Below are 20,441 nucleotides of genomic sequence, written 5' to 3' on the forward strand. Positions count from 1 at the left end.
AACTGAACTTATGAAAATAGGAATTGAAGGTCAGAGACTTTACAGAAAGAAAAAGCACGGTATGGATATGGTTGCTTTGGAGTTGATCAAGAATCTTCAGGTAATCGATAAAGAAAATGAATACGTAATTTTCGTAAAGCCAGATGAGGATAATACTTGCATACCTAAAGCCGATAATTTTAAGGTGATTGAGTTGGGTGGAGGTCCTTATCCTACATGGGAACAGTTTGCCCTTCCTAAAGCAGCAGCAGCCGAAGGTTGTGATATATTGCATTGCACGAGTAACACAGGGCCAATAAAATCGAAAGTGCCTTTGGTTACCATTCTACATGATATTATCTATTTGGAAAGTGTAAGTATTTTTAAAAAAGGAGGAACTTGGTATCAGAAGTTAGGAAATATGTACCGAAGATGGGTTGTACCTCCAGTTGCAAGAAAAAGCAAGCGTGTTTCAACGGTTTCTAACTTTGAGAAAGACAGAATTAAAAACTTTATGGGATTAGGGGACAATTTGGTCGCTATTCATAATGGAGTAGGAGAGCATTTTCAGCCAGTAACTGATCAGGAAACGCTAAGTAAAGCAAAGGAGCAATATGCTTTGCCTGATAATTTTATGTTTTTTCTTGGTAATACCGACCCGAAAAAAAATACACCAAACACTTTAAAAGCTTTCGCTGATTTTAATAAAAAAAGTGAGATCAAATATAAATTAGTGATGTTGGATTATGAAGAGAATGCTCTTCGTAAGATTCTATCTGATATTGGTTGTCCTGAAATTCGAGAAGATATTCACCTTACTGGTTATGTAGTGAATACCGACCTACCAGCTATTATTAGTCAATGTAAGGTTTTCTTGTACCCATCTCTTCGTGAGAGTTTTGGAATACCTATTCTTGAAGGAATGGCGTGTGGAGTACCGGTAATTACTTCAAATACATCATCAATGCCAGAAATTGCAGGAGATGCAGCCTTAATTGTTGATCCTCATAAAAGCGAGGAAATTACTTCTGCAATACAAAAGATTGTAGATAACGAAGAATACAGAGAGGAACTTTGCAAAAAGGGCGTGGAACGAGCAAAAATATTTTCATGGAAAAATATGGCTAAAGAATATTTAAAACTCTATGAGGAAGTTTATTCCGAAATAAATTAAACCTAAAGACTATTAACCTTTATCATCCCTTATTAATTGAAAAACGACTATACTTATGAAATACATAGAAATTATATTTTGGGTAGCATTGTTCATTATTTTTTATTCTTACTTAGGTTATGGTATACTCCTTTACCTAATTATTAAACTAAGACGATTATTTGGCTTGTCAAAAAAGTTTACTGGAAATCAGGATTATGAACCTGAAGTAACCTTGTTTGTTGCAGCTTATAACGAGAAAGATTACGTAGACGAAAAGGTGAAGAATTCAAAGAGTTTGAACTATCCTCAAGATAAGGTAAAACAAGTTTGGCTAACAGATGGTTCCGACGATGGAACTCCAGATATATTGAGAAAATATGATGGTGTAGAAGTTTATCATGAAGATGCTCGAGGAGGCAAAATTGGAGCAATGAATCGAGGAATGAAGTTTGTAAAAACACCTATTGTTATTTTTTCGGATGGAAATACTACACTTGGTGAAGATTCGATTCAGGAAATTGTCAATTTATTTAAAGACCCTAAGGTTGGTTGTGTTTCTGGTGAAAAGAGAATTTATCAAAAGGATGCGGATGCTGCGGCTGGTGCTGGAGAAGGTTTGTACTGGAAGTATGAGTCTACATTAAAAAAGTGGGATGCAGAATGGTACTCTGTTGTTGGTGCAGCAGGGGAATTGTTTGCAATTAGAACAGAATTATGGCAAGAGGTCGAAAAAGATACCTTACTCGATGATTTTATTATTTCTCTGCGAGTGGCCATGTCTGGATATACAATTCAATACAATCCGAATGCATATGCAATTGAAACAGCCTCTGCTAATGTAAAAGAAGAGTTGAAGCGTAAGGTTCGTATTTCAGCTGGAGGAATTCAGTCCGTAGTTAGACTAAGTCCACTATTGAATTTGTTTAAGTATGGAAGATTATCATTCCAATACATTTCTCACAGAGTACTGCGTTGGACTTTAACGCCTTTGTTATTGTTATTACTTATTCCGCTAAATTTTGTTTTGGCGTATAATTCTGGAATGAACCCAAGTAATATTTATACAATTTTGTTTTATGCACAAATTGCATTTTATGCAGCTGCATTATTAGGATGGTTTCTTGAGAATAGACAAATTAAAATCAAGGTATTGTTTGTGCCTTACTACTTTTTCATAATGAACCTTTCGGTATATTTAGGCTTTCGCCGATATATAAAAGGAAATCAATCAGTGAAATGGGAAAGAGCCAAGCGTGGTTAAGCTAAAGCATAATTGAACGAAAAAAACAGGAAATACATATCGTATTTCCTGTTTTTGTATTATTAATAGTTCTAGTGTAATTAATTTTTTGTGATTGGTAAATCTAAAGTGAATGTACTTCCATTATCAATTTGACTTTCAACGGTTATTTTACCTTCCATTTTTTCTGCAAAACTACCTGCAACCTTAAGTCCAATTCCTCTTCCCGTTTCCCCGTTGGTACCATAATTTGATATGTGTTCTTTTGCATCAAATAGTTTAGTTTGATCTTCTTCGGTGATTCCTATTCCAGTATCCACAACCGAAAGGTGTATATGTTCTTCGTTTAATTCACATTGAACAATTATCTTTCCTCCTTCTGCTGTGAATTTTAAAGCGTTGGATATTAGGTTTCTAAGAATTGTTTTTGTGAGGTACATGTCTGCTGAAATCTCAATGCTATCTGAAACTTGAGATTCAAAGCTAATGTTCTTGAGGCTTAGGTTTCGTTTGAAAAGATAGAATGAACTTTCAACTAAGTTCGCAACATTTATTTGTTCGGGCTGCATCTTCAGATTTCCACTTTGTGATTTAGCCCAACCAAGAAGATTTTCAAGTAGGTTTGATACTTCGTCACTACATTCAACAAGAGTTTGCATTGTTTCTTTGTAATCATCACTATCATGTTCAAATATCCCTTTTGATAATAAATCAAGAGTCATTTGAATGTTACCGAGTGGTGATCGCAGATCGTGGCCAATTACAGAGAACATTTTGTCTTTAAGGCTATTTAAATCGGCAAGATGATCAGAAGTTTCTTGAAGTTCGTCTCGAGTAAATTTAAGCTCGAGATGGGTTTTAATTCTAATAATCAGCTCTTCCTTATTAAATGGCTTAGTGATGTAATCAACACCACCTAATTCAAATCCTTTTACAATTTTTGATTTTTCGCCAACGGCGGTTAAGAATATAATTGGGAGATTTTTGTGTTTTTCTTTTGATTTAATGATCTCACAAACCTGAAAACCATCCATTTCTGGCATCATAATGTCAAGTAATACAAGGTCTGGTTTAGTTCTTTCTACCAAATCAATAGCCGACTTACCATTGGTTGCAATTACAATTTTGAAATTAAGCTCTCGTAAAGTAAGAGCAACAATTTTTAAATTATTGGGATTGTCATCAACAACTAAAACAGTTGGAGTATGCCCTTTCATGTCAATTTTCATATTCGTATTCACGCAGAAGCAATTTTAGTTGAGGTTTAAAATAAAGTCAGTATTTCTAGTAATGATATTGGTTACGTAAAGTACGAAGAAGGGTTCAAAAAAAACTAATTTTTATTTGTGAATTTTGATAAATAAAATGAATGAAAATCTAAACCAAGTTTATTATCTTACGTATTGTATTTATTGCTTAAAATAGAAAAAGATATGTTTTTTCCTGATTTTGAGTTTATTGAAAATTAAGACTACTTATAACTTAGATATAAAAATATGAAAGGATTGATTTTTTGTGAGTTTCTCGAGATGGTAGAAGAGAAATTTGGATATGAAACTGTTGATGAAATTATTGAAAAATCAAACTTACCTAGTAAAGGGATCTATACTTCAGTAGGAACCTATTCACATGAAGAAATGTTCTCTCTTGTAGGACAGTTGAGCGTGAATCTAAAGGTGCCTGTTTCTAAATTGTTTTATACTTATGGTGTATATGTATTTGGGGTTTTTGGGAAAGCGTATAAGGATCTAATCATAGAACATTCAGATGCATTTCAATTTTTAAGCAGAGTAGAAGATACCATTCATGTTCAAGTTTTAAAATTATATCCTGAGGCAGAATTACCAACTATTGAGATAAAAAGTCAGGGACCTCACAAGCTAGAGTTGATTTATACTTCTCAGAGAAAGATGGCTGACTTTGCTGAGGGATTAATTCAAGGTTGTTTGAATTATTTTAATGAAGATGCTAGTATAAACAAAGTAGGTTTAACTGAAGATCAAACTCAAGTTTTATTTACGATCCAGAAAAATGTATGAGCAAAGAATTTGAACTAATACAACGTAAACTAGAACGAGAGAAAAAGGCTCGGTTACAGGCGGAAAAATTGCTTGAAGATAAGTCCTTACAACTTTATGAATCTAATCAGCAATTAAAAAGCCTAAATAATAATTTAGAAACTATTGCTCAGGAGAGAACCAAGAAGTTATTAGAGACAGAGCAAGAGTATTTCACTTTGGTAGAAAGTATTACGGATATTATTTGCAAGGTAAATTTGCGAGGCGAAATCGTATTTGTAAATCAAATTGCGAGTGCAATTTTAGGTCAGTCTAAAGATAGTTTGATTGGTAAAAGGGTTATCGATTTTGTATCTAAGAATTTCAGGAAGAAAATTTTTCAATTTTTTGCTAAACAGTTTATTCAAAAAAACTGTATTAGTTATTTTGAGGTGCCTATCGTTACTGGTCGAAATGATATATTATGGGTGCGTGTTAATGTTCAATTTACAGAGGAACGTTGCAAAAATTGTGATCTAAAAAGATGTTTCCTTGCAGGAGAAACCAATAATGTAAAATCTGGGCATAATTGCAATTTTAATGAAATAATTATAGTTGCGCATAACATTACTGAGCGCAAGAAGAACGAATTAGAAATTGCAAGAAACTTAAGGCAGCAGGAAATTCTGTCAGAAATTTCGGTTACTTATAATTCTCTTGAAAATTTTGAGAACAATACAAAAGAGGCTGTTCGCATAATTGGAGAGCACACACAAGTTAGTAGGGTTTATATTTTTGAAGATAGTATTGATGGTGATCATACAACAAATACCTATGAGTGGTGCAATAATTCGGTAATATCGAAAATTGATGAACTTCAAAATATTCCTTACAGTAGTATTCCTTCGTGGAAAAGAATGTTGGAAGAGGATGGAATTGTTTTTTCTGAGAATATATCAATGATGCCAGATGATATAAAAGATATTCTAGAACCTCAAGGTATTAAATCTATTATTGTCTTACCTCTTGTAATATCTGGTAAAATTTTTGGTTTTATTGGTTTTGATGAATGTAGTCCAAATTACAGATGGTCAAAATCAAAAATAGAACTTCTGAAAACCATTAGTAATATCATTTCCACCTCTTTTTTACGTAATAAAGTACAAACGGAATTAGTTATTAGTGAGAAAGAAAATAGAGGAATTATAGATTCAATTCCTGATGAAATCTTACGACTTAATAGGGAAGGTGAAGTAAGTTCTTATAAGTTAAAATCTGAAGATAGTTTATTTTCGAAACTGGAAAATGAATCGTGCAATTCGCTTCAAGATGCTTTGGATGATGATTTGAGTAATTCTTTTATTTCTGGTGTTGAAGAATGCATTGTAAAAGGGGAGTTTCAATTTGACTTTAGTAGCTTAAATTGGGATAAAATGGAGTATTCTGAGGCTCGATTTGTTAAGCTTAACGCTTCGGAAGTATTGGTGATAATTAGAAATGTTACCGAGATAAAAGAAAATGAAAAATTATTGCAAATATCTAAGAATAAAGCAGAGCAAGCTTCTAAGGCAAAGTCGGAATTCTTAGCGAATGTTTCGCACGAAATTAGAACTCCTATGAATGCTATTTTGGGTTTTAGTGAGTGGTTACATTCTAATGTTGAAAATCCACAGCATAAAAATTATTTGCATACGATTCTGACTAGTGGGCGTAATCTATTGGCGCTAATTAACGATATACTTGATCTTTCCAAGATCGAATCTGGGAAAATGAATATTGAGTTGGAACCAATGCAATGTTCTGTTATTGTAAATCAAATCAAACAAGTATTTAAGCAAAAATTAGAACTTAAAAATCTTGCTTTTAATATCACGATTGATAATTCGGTGCCGAATTACATTTACATGGATGAGGTTCGATTTTATCAGATTCTGTTTAATTTGATAGGTAACGCCATTAAATTTACGGCGAAAGGATACATTCATGTTTCGGTAATGGCAGTTAAGACTTCCGATCCAAACTCGATTAATTTATTTATTAATGTAGAGGATACAGGTATTGGAATTAAAGAAGATCAGCAAGGAGATATATTTAAAGCATTTACACAACAGAGCGGACAAAGTAATCGATATTATGAAGGTACCGGTTTAGGACTTACAATTATTGGAGGGCTATTAAAAAAGCTAGATGGGGAAGTTTCTTTAATTAGTGAAGTTGGAAAAGGTTCCAAGTTTACAGTTAAATTTAGAAATGTGAAAATTGCTGAGATTAATTCAAAAGAAGATCAGCAGAAAAAGGATTTGTACAATTTTACTTTAAAACCATGTAAGATTTTAATTGTTGATGATTTGAAGTTTAACATATTGGTTTTAAAAAGGATCATTCAATCAGAAGGAGTTACTTTCATGGAAGCTGAAAATGGGGAAGAGGCTCTGGAAGTAATGGAATCGGAACAACCAGATATTGTTTTTATGGATATTCGAATGCCAGGAATGAATGGATATGATGCCACCGAAATAATTAAAAAGAATCCTGATTGGAATCACATACCTATTGTTGCATTTACTGCTTCTGTAGTAAATGAAGAGTTAGAACGTGTACGAGAACTTTTTGATGAATTTTTACAAAAGCCTGTTTTTAGAAAAGATGTTTTTGCTGTTCTTAAAAAGTTCCTTCCAATAAATGAAATAGATGAAGCTGAAGTAGAAGAGGATGAGAATGAAGAGTTAATGTCTGAAGAATGCAGAGCAAAATTGCCTGAGCTTATAGAAGCTTTAGAAAATGGATTTATTAGTGAATGGCAAAAGATTAAAAATGATTTAATTATTTATGAAATCGAAGAATTCAGTCAGAGTTTGTCTGTTTTTGCATTTAAAAAATCTTGCTACATACTAGATAAATATTGTAGTGAATTAGATTTGGCGATACAATCGTTTGATATAGAGTTGATAGAGGATAGATTGAATCGATTTGATGCGCTAATTGAAAATTTGAGAGGACAACTTACTTAAATAATTTAATATGTTAAATAAAGCCTTGCAATAATTATTGCGAGGTTTTTTTTGCCTTAAGAATTATTTCGATGAAGAATTTTGTATCTTAGAATCAAGCCACTTGTTAAAAATCCCTTAATTGTCTGTTCTAAGTTTAGTTATTTTTTAAAGTATTTGTAAAAACAACTACTTTAGCAGATCAAAATATCAAATCATGAAGTTAGATCAATTGAAATTAAATATAGATGAAATTCCATTCAAGAAATCGTTAAGTTTTTTGCCTTTAATTAACATGTTGAAGGAAGAGAAAAAGAACGGTTTTAATTTGCAGGCAGAATCTATATTGCGTGTGATCGAGGGAAATACATCATTGTTGAAAGCAGATTTTGACATTAAAGAAGTTGGGAAGTTTGAAAAAGAGATTCATGCATTAATGTCTTATTTTTTTACGCCAACCCAATATAAAAATGACATTGGTGTTGCCTCAAGTCCTTTCGATGACCATAATTTTTATTTTACTCCGAACTATTTGAAAGTTTATGGGGACGAGAATATTGAAATAGAGATGGTCGAGCAAAAGAAACAAGATAAGTGTTACATGACTTTTACAATGTTGATGTATGCTTATTTGATGATTTTGCCAAAGTTTTACAAGTTTAATTTGAATATGGACTATCTGTTTATGTATCGTATGACCGATAAATTAAATGGCTTAGTTAGGTATTATAAAATAGAGTTTAATGAGAAATGTGTGGATGTCACCCATAATGGAACTATCCCAGTTGCTTCGGAAGATGATATTCGAGAGATGATTAATGATCCAATGAATTTGGATTTTTGGTTAAAAACAATTCCTCTTAATAATTTTACATTTAGAGGTTTTTTAACCTTTCGATATGTTGATGTAACTCAAATTGAGGTAATTTCATCACTTAAATCTCAATTGTTAGAAAAGTCTTCAATTCTTAACAATAATAATTTCAATGATTTAGAACAAAACATACGCTCTTTGTTGTCACTGCCTAATTTAAACTTGGGTGTATTGGCTTTAGCAATGTCCCAAGGGAATGTAGATAATCCTGCTGATTTTTGGCACGGGTTCGTTGACCCTAACAAATATAAATGTGATGCTTATCAAGGAACCATTTACGAGGAAGCAGCAAAATCTGGAGCTCCTGTTTTAATTAATGACCTTGCTAAAAGGCCTAATTTAAAACCTTTGGAACAAGAGTTGTTAAATTTGGGGATAAGAAATATTAGTATTATACCATTGCATTACGAAGGAGAGCTCGTTGGTATGATGGAATTGGGTTCACCCAAAGCTTTTGATATCAGCTTTACAAAACTTAGAATAATAAAAGATGTAATTCCTGTTTTCTCTATTGCCGTAAAAAGAACTAGCGATGAGTTACGAAATAGAATTGAAGCAACCATAAAAGAGGAGTGTACCGCTATTCATCCAAGTGTTGAGTGGAGATTTCAGCAAGCTGCGGGCAATTTATTAAATAAGAAGGAGTTGGGTGAGACTGTACAAATGGAGGAGATTGTTTTTAAAGAGGTGCATCCATTATATGGAGCAATTGATGTAAGACATTCTTCTGTAATTCGAAATCAAACCATTCAGGATGATTTGGTAGAACAATTACAATTGGCTCGTAAAGTGCTGAGAGAGGCCTATGCAGATCGAAAAATGCCAATTTATGATCAATTAATTTATAAAATTGATTTCTTTATTGATGGAATCAGAAAAGGCTTATCTTCTGGTGATGAAATGAATGTATTGAATTTTATTCGTCATGATGTTGAGTCTCTATTTCCTCACTTTAAAGAGAATAGTGATTCTTTAATGCTTGCGATTGAAGAATATCATAACAATATCGATTCTGAATTGAATATCGTTTATAAGCGAAGAAAAGATTTTGAAGATAGTTTAGGTATCATAAACGATTGTGCGACTGCCTATATTGAGAAAGAACAAGAGAAAGCCCAAGAAATGTTTCCTCATTATTTTGAGAAATATCGGACGGATGGTGTTGAACACAATATTTATATTGGACAAAGTATTTCGGAACAAAAGCCTTTTGATCGTATTTACTTGAAGAATTTGCGTCTATGGCAACTGATTGTAAGTGCTGAGTTAGCAAGAAAAACAGAATCCCTAAAAGGAAGCTTACCGATCGATTTGGATGTTACTGGTTTAATTTTGGTACACAGCCAACCATTGGCAATCAGATTTAGACAAGATGAGAAAAAGTTCGATGTGGATGGTGCCTATAATATTCGTTATGAGATTGTTAAGAAGAGAATTGACAAGGCTGAAATAAAGGGAACAAATGAGCGTTTAACCCAACCAGGTAAGCTTGCTATTATCTTTAGTCAAGAAGGAGAAATGGTTGAATACCAGCGTTATTTAGAATATTTAGTGGCGAAAGGATATTTTGAAGATGATATTGAGCATCTTCAACTTGAAGATCTACAAGGAGTGTATGGTTTAAGAGCTATTCGAGTAACAGTTAAAAAGGGTGTTGAACCCAAGGAAGCACTAGTTGTCGCTAAGGAACTAAAATTGAACGATTAAATATATTATTCATAAGAAGTTACATAATTTTATGCTATCAAAAGCTTTTTGGCTTAGTTTGGTCTTATCAACAATAAGTTTATCAAGTTATGCTCAGATAATGGGCAATAATTTTAATGAAAATGAGCGTCCAAAAATTGGACTTGTCCTTAGTGGTGGAGGGGCCAAAGGTTTTGCCCACGTAGGTGTACTCAAGGTAATTGATGAATTAGGGATTCCTATTGATTACATTGCTGGAACTAGTATGGGCAGTATTATTGGTGGCTTTTATGCAATTGGTTATTCTGCTACTGATATTGAAAAAATAATTTTAAATCAGAATTGGGAAGAACTTCTGTCAGATCATGTTTCAAGAAAGTTTGTGCCAATCTATGAAAAAACTGATTTTGAGCGTTACATCTTGTCATTTCCAATTAAACCAAAAGGGATAGAATTACCAAGTGGTATTGTAGGTGGACAAAATGTGATTAATTTATTTGAGAGTTTAACTATAGATTACCATAACGAGACAGATTTCAGTAAACTTCCTATACCATTTTTATGTATTGCTACGGATCTTGAAACTGGAGAAGCTGTTGTTCTTGATGAGGGTTATCTTCCAGAAGCAATGCGGGCAAGTATGGCAATTCCTACTCTTTTCGAGCCAGTTGAAATTGACGGAAAACTATTGGCAGATGGTGGTATGATTAATAACTTCCCAGTTAAAGAGGTCCTTAAAATGGGTGCTGATATTGTTATTGGTGTTGATGTTCAGTCAGGAGCAAAATCGAAAAAAGAACTTAAATCTTTACTGGATATTGTAAATCAAACAGTCTCTTTGATGGCACTTGCTAATTTTAAAGAGAATGTAAAATATTGTGATATTTATATCAAACCAGATATAAATAATTATTCTGTAGGTAGTTTTGAAGAAGCAGATTCGTTGATACAAAAAGGAGAAGAGATTGCTAAACAATTTATACCAGCACTAAAAGAATTAAAAGAAAAATATGAATTGGTAGCTCCAATAAAGAAAACTTATTTGCCTCCAAGTGATACTTCTTCATTTTATTTGAAAAACCTAGAGGTTGTAGGCTTGCATCAAGTAAGTCATTCATTATTAGAAGGAAAGTTGAATTTGGATATGGATTCCAAGATTAGCTTGTCGGAATTGAAGAATGGAATTAACCGTATTTATGGAAGCCGATATTTTAATCATGTAGATTTTCAGTTAAAAGGCGAGGAGGAAAAAACTCTTTTACTGAGAGTTAAGGAAAGAACAACGAAACGTTTTAATGTTGGTTTGCATTACGATAGTGATAATAATGCGGCGGTGCTTCTTAATACCACATTTAGGAATAAATTAAGAAGTGGATCACGCTTATCTTTTGATTTAAAATTATCTGAAAATCCACGATTCAAAACTACCTATACAATTGATAATGGTATTAAGCCTGGTCTGAATTTAGAAGCAGAATTTAACGATTCTGAAGTATCTGCTTTTGATGATAATGGAAAGAAGGTTGCTACTTATGATTTTAACTATATTAAGGCTGATTTTAATATTCATTCAATTATTCGAGAATCATATTCTTTTGGGATAGGTGGAAAAATGGAATACTATAACATTAATTCGGATGAAGTTTTAAGTGAGGGAATTATAGATAGGGAAGAGGATTATTTTTTCTCTTACTATGCATTTCTTAATATCGATTCGCATGATAAGGCATATTATCCTAAAAAAGGCATGTGTTTATACGGAGAGTATAAGTTGGTAACCAATAATGGTGCGAGTTTGGATGGAATGGAAAGACCAGCTTCTGTTGCCTATATGAAATTTAATAAAGCCATAAGTGTTAATCCTAACTTCACTATTTATCCTCAGTTTTATGGTCGAGTAGTATGGGGAAAAAATATACCTGGTTTTTATCAGTCTTATACTGGAGGTATGGATAAATCAGATTATTTTGACATTCAAATACCTTTTGTGGGTTTGAATAGATTTCAGTTTTCATCGACAAATGCATTTGTATTTCGAAGTGATTTTCAATACGAATTGTTTAAAAATAATTATTTGATATTAAAAGCCAACGCTGGAAAATTGGTGGAGGATGTTGATTCTAGCTTAAGCGAAGGAAAGTGGATTAAAGGCATCGGCTTAACTTATTCGTACAATAGTTTAATTGGGCCAATTGAATTTTCCTTAACGCACTCGGATGAAAAAGAAGGGATTTCGAATTATGTGAATTTGGGATTTTGGTTTTAACTCTATTGTTGTTAATTGATTTGGTAAGGATTTTTATATGAAGAGCTGCTTCTGTTTATTACTTCTTATTTTTACTGCTTTTTTGGGTTTGTTTGCTCAAGAGAAAGCTGATACTATTAAATATGATTGGAATCCTAGTGTAATTGGCGGTGGGCCGGTTCGGGGAATAGACATTTCTTATCATTCCAATTCCGATTTTGATGTGAATTCGACATCTAGTTTGTATGGCAATGGAAAGGGAAATATTGATCATAACCGTGTTTTTAAAACAAAGTTACGATTCCCAGTTCTGATTAAGGAAAAACTTAAGGTAGCAGGAGGTTTCGAGTACAGTGATGAAGAATTTCATTTCAAGAATATTGATGGAAATAAGTACCCCCTGTACCAGAGTTTGAATCAGAAAAATTTAAAGAGCATTGGTGGAAATGTTTATTTAATGACGCAATGGAAGGAGAATCGATTTTTCATCTTTCGTTTTAGTGCTAGGCTTAAAGGAGATTATTGGAAAGAACATATTGGAGATGTAAATAAATATACTTTTCTAAAAATGGAATTAAGCCCAATTATTGGCTGGAAAGTAAATCCTAAAAAATCCTGGGGTGTGGGAATTGCTTATTCCTATACTTTTGGAGATCCTTTATTGTTTCCTGTTTTTGTATACAATCATTCTTTTGCTGATAAATGGGGAATTGAAGCCTTTTTGCCTGCAAGAATAAAGTTGCGATATCAAGCCTCTAAACTTTGCTTTATAAATGCAAAAGCAAAATTAAATGGAGGTAGTTATAGTATTCATTTTGATGATCCCGAGCTAAGTGATTTTAAAACCTTAGAATTTAGACGTTCTGACGTGAATTTTTCTTTGGAAATCGAAAAGGGAATTACCGATTGGTTATGGACTTCGGTTGAATCAGGATATCGAACCAATATTAATTTTGATGTCACCAATAAGAATCATGCCTTAAGCTTGTCAGGTAGTAAATTAACTAAAGAAGACAACATTATTGACTCTTACGCTAAAGGAGGAATGTTCTTCAAATTTTCTGTCTTTATCGTACCATCCAAATCACTTCTAAAAAAGGTAGGCATTAGATAGAAAAGCAAGAGCAATATCTTATTTAAAAATATTGCTCTTTTAATGCTTATAAGTTGTTTGAGAAAATTGAAGGTGCAATATCTCTTAGGTTGTATCTTGACGCCATTGCTTCACCATAAGCACCAGCACTTCGAATTGCTATCAAGTCATTTCTTTTGGTTGCCGGTAACTCTACCGCCTTACCAAAACAATCCGATGATTCACAAATTGGACCAACTACATCGTAATTCTCATTCTCTCCATTAGAGCTAATGTTTTCTATTTTGTGATAAGCTTGGTACAATGCTGGGCGAAGTAATTCGGTCATACCTGCATCTAAAATGGCAAATTTTGTGTTAACCCCATTCTTCACATACAAAACCTTACTAATTAGGCTGCCACACTGTGCAACCATCGAACGACCTAGTTCAAAGTGAAGTTCTTGATTAGATGAAAGGTCTAGAAAATCATTAAAGATTTTAAAAAAGGTCTCAAAATCGGGAATAGCATTTTCGTCTGGCTGATTGTAGTCCACACCATAACCACCTCCAACATTGATGTGGTCAACAAGTATTTGTCGATCGATAAACCATTGCTTTATCTCATTAATTCGAAGGCATAGACCTTTAAAAACGCTTAAATCAGTAATTTGAGAACCAATATGGAAGTGCAAGCCGATTAATTCGATGTTTTTGAATGTAGCCAAACTTTCTACCACATTCTCAAATTCCCATCTGCTAATGCCAAATTTATTCTCTTCTACACCAGTAGTGATGTAATGATGTGTATTTGCGTTTACATTTGGGTTGATACGTATGGCAATTTTTGCAACTTTATTACTTTCGGCTGCCAATTCATTTATCAGTTCCATTTCTGGGATTGATTCACAATTAAAACAGAATATTTCTGATTCTAAAGCGGTTTGAATTTCTTGATCGGATTTTCCAACTCCAGCATAAACAATTTGATTTGCCTGAAAACCTGTTTCTAGAGATCTTTTAATTTCGTTACCACTCACGCAATCGGCACCAAAGCCATAAGATTGAACGGTAGACATTATTGTTGGATTTGCATTTGCCTTTACAGCGTAATGCACATGATATCCATATTTTGATGATTCTCTTTTGACTAATTCCAATGTATTTTGGAGAACCTCCATATCATAGTAGTAAAATGGAGTTGGTAGCGTTGAGAATTCGCTAACTTTTGAGCTGCTAAACATGATGAAATAAATTGTAGGTACAACAACTAAAATAAATGATTACTTAAGGCTCTTAATGCCTTTACCTTGTCTTCCTGGTTTACCAAAACCGAAATATTGTGTTTGCTTCCTCCATAGGAAATCATACGCAATGGAATATCTTCAAGAGCTTCCATTACCTTTTTAGCACTTCCTGCAGATTCGGAAATGAAGTCTCCTACTACACAAATAATCGATTGGTCATTGTCTATTTCAACAGCACCAAATTTAACAAGCTCAGATTCTATTTCTGAAATGTGAGTAGAATCATCAACAGTTAGAGAAATCGCAACCTCCGATGTGGTAATCATATCAATAGGAGTCTTGTAAATCTCAAATATTTCGAAGACTTTACGAAGAAACCCATAGGCTAAAAGCATTCTTCCTGATTTTATTTTAACTGCTGTAATGCCATCTTTAGCTGCAATTGCCTTAATTCCTTTGCCCTCTAATGCGTCAGAGATCAAAGTTCCTTCATCCGAGGGACTCAAAGTGTTCTTTAAACGAACAGGAATGCTCCATTGTTTGCACGGAACAATACTGGAAGGGTGCATTATTTTTGCGCCAAAATAAGCAAGCTCGGCTGCTTCATCAAATGATAGCTGCTTTAAGGCTCTGGTATTTTCTACGCAACGAGGGTCGTTGTTGTGAAATCCATCAATATCAGTCCAAATCTGAACTTCTTCTGATTGAATTGCTGCACCAATAAGAGAGGCCGTATAATCACTTCCACCTCGCTTTAAATTATCAACTTCGCCATAAATGTTTCTGCATATAAAACCTTGCGTAATAAATAACTTTTGGTTTGTATGTTGGCTCAGTTCTCGCTCAATATTTTCTTTAATATAATAGGAATCTGGCTCACCATCTTTGTCTATACGCATAAAGCTAAGGGCAGGAAGTAATACCGAATCAACACCTATTTCACTAAGGTAATAATGAAAAAAAGCTGTTGAAATTAATTCTCCTTGTGCCAAAATTGCTTTCTCTTGTAAAACCGTAAAGCTTCGATAAACAAAGTTTCGTATGTAGTTAAAGTGCGATGTAATCAACTCATTACCTTTCGATTTGCCTTCTTCGCTTTTGAATAATTCTTCTATTCTTTCTCTGTATTTACCTTCTAATTCGGTAATCTTTTCATCCGCCTTTTCCATTTCTTTATTGTAAAGAAATTCGGTTATTTCTACCAACGAATTTGTTGTTCCAGCCATTGCAGACAGAACAATTATTCTGGGCTCATCACTTTGAACCAGTTGAGCAAGATTTTGAATCCTTTCAGGTGATCCAACGGAAGTACCACCAAACTTTAAAACTTTCATTACTTCTTGTTTTTAAATTGTTATCTCTTTTGATAAAAGGAATAACAGATTGACCTCAATTTATCCTCAAATAGTATAGAGGTATGGTTATAGTTAATAGTTCAAAAAAAGCCTGCAGAATTTCTGCAGGCTTATATATCTTTTCGATAGCGTTACATTAATTCATACATAGAAGCGTCAAGAACGTTTATTGCGTTTATATAGCTTCTTATATGTGAAAAAATGAGTCATCGAGTTATCTTTTTTTGTTTGATGGTGTAAAGTTGTATAAAATATTTCTAAAAACAATAAAAAACACTCAGAATGTTAAGAAATTAACTAATCTTTAAATAAACATGCTAAAAAAGAATGCCATTCCAACCCCAAAATCCTCTCGGAACATCCATAAACTCTACGAATACTCGATCTTTTGCGATTTTTAGTTTTTCTTCAGCTAGGCAAGCAAATTTATTCGATAGGTCTTTTGTTTTTGTATCTGGAAGTCCAATACTTTTTAATTGTAAAAATATTGCGGGTTCAGTAATGCCTCCTAGAGTCATTTCTACTTTAGGTTCAAAAGCAGTCATGACATACTTTTCGGGTTTACCTAATTCAAAAGAGATAAGCGTTGAACACTCTTTCAAAAAAGTTTGTTGCTTTCTGCTTGAGAAACTCTTGTTTGTTTGAACTTTTAAATAGGGCATAAGTAAAAGCTTAAGAAGACATTTATTGTAAAGCAAAATGCTCTTCGTTTGTTAGTAAAATAGTTAGTTGCGACTCTTAAGTTATTATTAAAGGTTTGAATAACAAAATTATAGAAATACTTCTTTATTTGTTCTGCACTTCTTTAGCAGCATTTTCAATGTTTTTTTTTGAATTACCAACGAATATTTTTTCATTTACAATTAGAACGGGGCGCTTTAGAAATGTATACTCCTTCAAAATGTAATTTTTGTAATCATCTTCGTTTAGGCTTTTTTCTTTTAAGCCTAGTTCTTTATATTTCATTGCTCTTCGGCTGAATAAACTCTCGTAACTTCCTGATAATTGAGCCATTTCATCAAGTTGATCAGCAGTGATTTGCTCTAGTTTAATGTCTTGTAGTATAAAATTGGCGCTTAAATTCAATTCTTTAATAATTCGCTGACAAGTTGTGCAGTTTCCTAAGTGATATATTTTCTTCATTTTATTTATTTTTATTACTGATGATTTTTTCTATTATTTCTTCTACTTGATTTATATTTTTGCTTTGTGTTTGAATGGCAAAATAGTTCTCATAGTAAGTTGTCTGTACACCTTGCCATAACTCTCTAATTTCTCCTTGTTCAAGTAATTCTTCACAAATGCTTAATGGCAAAAGACAAAGTCCATTATTTTGCTGAACAGCACTAATTATTGCAATCAGGTTTGGAATCACATATCGTGGTTTAAAATAAGGACGTTTTTTGAAATTATCCATCCAAAACGATTTTATAGCTTCCATTTTGTATGAATAGGAGTACCAGTTTTGCTCACTTAGCCATTTTTCGGCATCTTTCATTTTTCTTTCGTAAATGAAACGGTTAAAGGGAACGGTATCAAGATTCTTACTACAAACCAAAAGTAAAGCTTCTTTGCAAAGATGCTTGTATTCAATATGCTGATAGGTGACTTGTTTATTCGTAATGATTAGGTCAAGCTGCTTTTTGAATATTTTATCTTGCAATTCGTCTGTTTCACCAAAAGTGAATTCAACATTCATTTCGAGTTGATCGAGAATAGGCGCAAAAATATGTCCAAAGGTTTCCATTGGCATTCCTACTTTTGCTGTAGGTCTGTTTTTTAAAGTTCTTCGTTTAAAATTTTCTTCTGTTTTTTCCAATTGTATAATGGCATCTTCAATTTGATTATACAACTGAATTCCATGAGAAGTTGGAAGCATTTTACGGGGTTTTCGCTCAAAGAGTTTAACGCCCATATAAGTTTCTAATGATGTAAGCTGTTGGCTTACTCCAGGTTGTGTTAGTAATAATGTTTCGGCAGCACCCGTTAAAGTACCACGTTCATATATTGCTTTAAATGATCTATACCATTCAAGATTTACCATGTGCTATAAATAAATTTATATAAATGTATAAAAAGAATAACTTTATTTATACAAATAGGAGCCTTAAGTTTGTATCAAAATATTTAAAGTGTTATGCCAAAAGTTTTATTCGCCTTAACAAGTCATTTTAAAGACGAGCATGGATGGGAATCAGGATGCTATGTGTTAGAAGTTGCAGTGCCTTATTTTTATCTCGTGAAGAATGGAATTGAAATTGATTTTATATCACCAAAAGGGGGTACGGTTCCAGTAAAAAAGTTGGATTTAGATGATCCAAAGGTTCAAAGCTTTTTAAAAGATACAGACGCAAAAGAGAAATTTTACAATTCAAAACTTCCTAGTGAAGTTCAGGCAGAAGACTATGATGCGATTTACTATCCAGGAGGACATGGTGTAGTTTTTGATTTGCCGCATAATGAAGAGATAGCAAGTATTGCAGGGCAAATTTATTCTAATGGGGGTGTTGTTTGTGCCGTCTGTCATGGTTCTGCTGGTTTGCTAAACATTAAAAAATCCGATGGTAGTTTTCTTCTTGATGGGAAGAATGCAACTGGTTTTAGCAATTGTGAAGAAGAGGCAATTGGAACGGATACAAAAGTTCCTTTTTTGTTGGAAACAGCTCTGAAAGAAAAAGGGGCGAATTATTCTTGCATTGCGAATTGGCAGGAATATGTTGTAGTCGATGGTAGATTAATTACAGGACAAAACCCAGCATCTGATTTGAAAATGGCAAAAGAATTAGTGAAAATATTACAAAAATAATAAATACTTAAAACAGATATAAAAGATGGAAAATTTTGATTTTTATAACCCCGTAAATATTCTTTTCGGAAAAGGAAAAATTGCAGAATTAAAGAAGCACATACCTGCCAATGCTAATGTTTTGATCACTTTTGGAGGTGGTTCTATAAAGAAAAATGGTGTATACGATCAGGTAATTTCTGCACTTGATGGGTTTAATGTTCAGGAATTTGGAGGCATTGAGCCAAACCCTCATTTTGAGACTCTAATGAAAGCTGTTGAGATTGTTAAAACTGAGAAGGTTGATTTCTTATTGGCAGTTGGTGGTGGTTCGGTTCTTGATGGAACCAAATTTATTGCAGCAGCTTCTTGTTATAAAGGCGCAGATGCATGGGATATTCTAGCAAAACGTGCTCGTGTAGAGTCAGCAATTGATTTAGGAGCTGTGTTAACATTGGCGGCAACAGGTTCCGAAATGAATAGCGGAGGTGTGGTTACAAAAGCTGCTACTAAAGAAAAGCTAGCTTTTGGTTCTCCATTATTGTTCCCTAAGTTCTCGGTTTTAGATCCTGAGGCAACATATTCACTACCTAAAAGACAAATAGCTAATGGTGTTGCTGATGCTTTTGTTCATGTGATGGAGCAGTATTTAACTTATCCGGTTAATTCACCTGTTCAGGATCGTTTTTCAGAAAGTTTATTAATTACTTTAATTGAAGAAGGTACAAAAGCATATGATTCTGAAACACCAATTTACGATGAATATGCTAACATGATGTGGGCTGCTACCATGGCTTTAAACGGCTTGATTGGTGCCGGAGTTCAAAGCGACTGGGCAACACATATGATTGGGCATGAGTTGACAGCTTTTCATGGTATTGACCATGCTGTAACCTTGGCTATTGTGCTTCCGGGATTAATGACTCAGTTGAAAGAGCAAAGAGGAGAGAAGTTGTTGCAATATGCTGAGAGAATTTGGAATATTACGGAAGGATCGGATGAGGAGAAAAAGACCTTAGCGATTCAAAAAACAGAAGAATTCTTCCAAAGTGTTGGTATTGGAACACGTTTAAGTGATCACAATGTTGGACAAGATAGTATCGATACCATTTCAAAAAGATTTTTAGAAAGAGGTTATGTCGGTATGCTTCCTGATGTTGCAGTTACTGATGTTGCTGAAATACTAGAAGCGAGATTATAAGTTTACTATTATAAAATTATTAAGTCCTTCTCATTTGAGAGGGACTTTTTTTTCGTTCTAATTTTAGATAAAAGTTTTTATGGTGTAATGCCAATAGGTATTTAAAAATCAATGAAAAACACAGTGAGCTTATTGAGTATTTTAAATGCTAATCTGTGTTAAGAAATTGTGAATTATGAAATTATTTTTTGCAAAAACCAAACTATGTCGTATGTTTGCGTCATTAGAAATAAAAAAGGTTTATTAATTGAATGTTATGAAGAAATTAGAATTGTTTGATGATGAACAGCAAGCCTTAGCGGCAATGGCGAAAGTATTATCTCATCCAGCAAGAATTGCGATATTACAATTTTTGGCAGCAACACCTACCTGTATATCAGGAGATATTTCTGATTTTCTTCCTTTAAGCAGAACGACAGTATCGCAGCATTTAAAAGAGTTGAAATCGGCTGGTTTGATTCAAGGTGAGGTGGAAGGATTGAAAATTAAGTACTGCCTTCATAAAAATGGAATTGAAAAATTAAGAATGCTTTTTGGAGATCTTTTGGCTGAAATAATGCCATCGGATGAGAAATCTTGTTAGAAAATAGAATTATAAATAAATATAAAATTAAG

The 20,441-nt window shown here is 33.3% G+C and carries 16 protein-coding genes; 10 read left to right on the top strand and 6 right to left on the bottom strand.

What is annotated here, in order from left to right:
• Positions 1-10: 10 nt before the first annotated feature.
• Both L3049_RS16915 and L3049_RS16920 read left to right on the top strand, forming a co-directional pair.
• Positions 11-1,153 carry a glycosyltransferase family 4 protein gene (locus tag L3049_RS16915; protein ID WP_275111002.1) on the top strand — a complete coding sequence of 381 codons (1,143 nt, stop codon included), beginning with the start codon at positions 11-13 and terminating at the stop codon, positions 1,151-1,153.
• A 55-nt stretch (positions 1,154-1,208) separates the two neighbouring features.
• On the top strand, positions 1,209-2,396 hold the full coding sequence (locus L3049_RS16920; protein ID WP_275111003.1) for a glycosyltransferase family 2 protein: 1,188 nt from the start codon (positions 1,209-1,211) through the stop codon (positions 2,394-2,396).
• Positions 2,397-2,476: 80 nt separating this feature from the next.
• On the opposite strand, the gene L3049_RS16925 is transcribed toward L3049_RS16920, so the two are convergent.
• Positions 2,477-3,616 (bottom strand): hybrid sensor histidine kinase/response regulator, encoded by a 1,140-nt coding sequence (locus L3049_RS16925; protein ID WP_275111004.1) that lies wholly within the window; start codon positions 3,614-3,616, stop codon positions 2,477-2,479.
• Between the two features lie 255 nt (positions 3,617-3,871).
• Here L3049_RS16925 and L3049_RS16930 point away from each other — a divergent pair, with 255 nt between their 5' ends.
• The 5 genes from L3049_RS16930 (at position 3,872) to L3049_RS16950 (ending at position 13,281) form a co-directional block, all read left to right on the top strand.
• Positions 3,872-4,414 (top strand): heme NO-binding domain-containing protein, encoded by a 543-nt coding sequence (locus tag L3049_RS16930; RefSeq protein WP_275111005.1) that lies wholly within the window; start codon positions 3,872-3,874, stop codon positions 4,412-4,414.
• The gene (locus tag L3049_RS16935) at positions 4,411-7,383 is read left to right on the top strand and encodes an ATP-binding protein (RefSeq protein ID WP_275111006.1); all 2,973 of its coding nucleotides are present in this window, start codon (positions 4,411-4,413) and stop codon (positions 7,381-7,383) included. Before L3049_RS16930 ends, L3049_RS16935 begins: the two co-directional genes overlap by 4 nt.
• 196 nt (positions 7,384-7,579) lie before the next feature.
• Entirely contained in the window at positions 7,580-9,943 is a 2,364-nt protein-coding gene (locus tag L3049_RS16940) for a GAF domain-containing protein (RefSeq protein ID WP_275111007.1), read from the top strand.
• A 100-nt stretch (positions 9,944-10,043) separates the two neighbouring features.
• Positions 10,044-12,188, top strand: coding sequence for a patatin-like phospholipase family protein (locus L3049_RS16945; protein WP_275111008.1), 2,145 nt, complete (start codon positions 10,044-10,046; stop codon positions 12,186-12,188).
• Positions 12,189-12,225: 37 nt separating this feature from the next.
• On the top strand, positions 12,226-13,281 hold the full coding sequence (locus L3049_RS16950) for a DUF6268 family outer membrane beta-barrel protein (RefSeq protein WP_275111009.1): 1,056 nt from the start codon (positions 12,226-12,228) through the stop codon (positions 13,279-13,281).
• Positions 13,282-13,327: 46 nt separating this feature from the next.
• Here L3049_RS16950 and lysA read toward each other — a convergent pair whose 3' ends face one another.
• From lysA to L3049_RS16975, 5 genes are all read right to left on the bottom strand, one after another.
• Positions 13,328-14,482, bottom strand: coding sequence for a diaminopimelate decarboxylase (lysA, locus tag L3049_RS16955; protein WP_275111010.1), 1,155 nt, complete (start codon positions 14,480-14,482; stop codon positions 13,328-13,330).
• Positions 14,483-14,508: 26 nt separating this feature from the next.
• The gene (locus L3049_RS16960) at positions 14,509-15,819 is read right to left on the bottom strand and encodes an aspartate kinase (protein ID WP_275111011.1); all 1,311 of its coding nucleotides are present in this window, start codon (positions 15,817-15,819) and stop codon (positions 14,509-14,511) included.
• Positions 15,820-16,157: 338 nt separating this feature from the next.
• Positions 16,158-16,502 (bottom strand): phenylpyruvate tautomerase MIF-related protein, encoded by a 345-nt coding sequence (locus tag L3049_RS16965; protein WP_275111012.1) that lies wholly within the window; start codon positions 16,500-16,502, stop codon positions 16,158-16,160.
• Positions 16,503-16,626: 124 nt separating this feature from the next.
• Positions 16,627-16,983, bottom strand: a complete 357-nt coding sequence (locus tag L3049_RS16970; protein WP_275111013.1) for an arsenate reductase family protein — start codon at positions 16,981-16,983, stop codon at positions 16,627-16,629.
• A 1-nt stretch (position 16,984) separates the two neighbouring features.
• Entirely contained in the window at positions 16,985-17,884 is a 900-nt protein-coding gene (locus L3049_RS16975) for a LysR family transcriptional regulator (protein ID WP_275111014.1), read from the bottom strand.
• A 93-nt stretch (positions 17,885-17,977) separates the two neighbouring features.
• Between L3049_RS16975 and L3049_RS16980 the strand changes: the two genes are divergently transcribed.
• The 3 genes from L3049_RS16980 (at position 17,978) to L3049_RS16990 (ending at position 20,409) form a co-directional block, all read left to right on the top strand.
• Positions 17,978-18,646, top strand: coding sequence for a type 1 glutamine amidotransferase domain-containing protein (locus L3049_RS16980; protein WP_275111015.1), 669 nt, complete (start codon positions 17,978-17,980; stop codon positions 18,644-18,646).
• A gap of 25 nt (positions 18,647-18,671) precedes the next feature.
• A complete protein-coding gene (locus L3049_RS16985) occupies positions 18,672-19,826 on the top strand; it encodes an iron-containing alcohol dehydrogenase (RefSeq protein WP_275111016.1) in 1,155 nt (384 codons plus the stop codon).
• A gap of 256 nt (positions 19,827-20,082) precedes the next feature.
• On the top strand, positions 20,083-20,409 hold the full coding sequence (locus L3049_RS16990; protein ID WP_275111017.1) for an ArsR/SmtB family transcription factor: 327 nt from the start codon (positions 20,083-20,085) through the stop codon (positions 20,407-20,409).
• The last annotated feature ends 32 nt before the right edge of the window (positions 20,410-20,441 follow it).

Origin of the sequence: Labilibaculum sp. DW002 (genome assembly GCF_029029525.1) — a bacterium.
Lineage (GTDB): Bacteria > Bacteroidota > Bacteroidia > Bacteroidales > Marinifilaceae > Paralabilibaculum > Paralabilibaculum antarcticum.

Excerpts from the sequence above, each read along its gene's own strand:
- lysA (WP_275111010.1), bottom strand. The coding sequence starts at position 14,482 with ATGTTTAGCAGCTCAAAAGTTAGCGAATTCTCAACGCTACCAACTCCA.
- L3049_RS16990 (WP_275111017.1), top strand. The coding sequence starts at position 20,083 with ATGAAGAAATTAGAATTGTTTGATGATGAACAGCAAGCCTTAGCGGCA.
- L3049_RS16950 (WP_275111009.1), top strand. The coding sequence starts at position 12,226 with ATGAAGAGCTGCTTCTGTTTATTACTTCTTATTTTTACTGCTTTTTTG.
- L3049_RS16965 (WP_275111012.1), bottom strand. The coding sequence starts at position 16,502 with ATGCCCTATTTAAAAGTTCAAACAAACAAGAGTTTCTCAAGCAGAAAG.
- L3049_RS16975 (WP_275111014.1), bottom strand. The coding sequence starts at position 17,884 with ATGGTAAATCTTGAATGGTATAGATCATTTAAAGCAATATATGAACGT.
- L3049_RS16960 (WP_275111011.1), bottom strand. The coding sequence starts at position 15,819 with ATGAAAGTTTTAAAGTTTGGTGGTACTTCCGTTGGATCACCTGAAAGG.
- L3049_RS16980 (WP_275111015.1), top strand. The coding sequence starts at position 17,978 with ATGCCAAAAGTTTTATTCGCCTTAACAAGTCATTTTAAAGACGAGCAT.
- L3049_RS16945 (WP_275111008.1), top strand. The coding sequence starts at position 10,044 with ATGGGCAATAATTTTAATGAAAATGAGCGTCCAAAAATTGGACTTGTC.
- L3049_RS16930 (WP_275111005.1), top strand. The coding sequence starts at position 3,872 with ATGAAAGGATTGATTTTTTGTGAGTTTCTCGAGATGGTAGAAGAGAAA.
- L3049_RS16915 (WP_275111002.1), top strand. The coding sequence starts at position 11 with ATGAAAATAGGAATTGAAGGTCAGAGACTTTACAGAAAGAAAAAGCAC.
- L3049_RS16985 (WP_275111016.1), top strand. The coding sequence starts at position 18,672 with ATGGAAAATTTTGATTTTTATAACCCCGTAAATATTCTTTTCGGAAAA.
- L3049_RS16970 (WP_275111013.1), bottom strand. The coding sequence starts at position 16,983 with ATGAAGAAAATATATCACTTAGGAAACTGCACAACTTGTCAGCGAATT.
- L3049_RS16935 (WP_275111006.1), top strand. The coding sequence starts at position 4,411 with ATGAGCAAAGAATTTGAACTAATACAACGTAAACTAGAACGAGAGAAA.
- L3049_RS16940 (WP_275111007.1), top strand. The coding sequence starts at position 7,580 with ATGAAGTTAGATCAATTGAAATTAAATATAGATGAAATTCCATTCAAG.
- L3049_RS16920 (WP_275111003.1), top strand. The coding sequence starts at position 1,209 with ATGAAATACATAGAAATTATATTTTGGGTAGCATTGTTCATTATTTTT.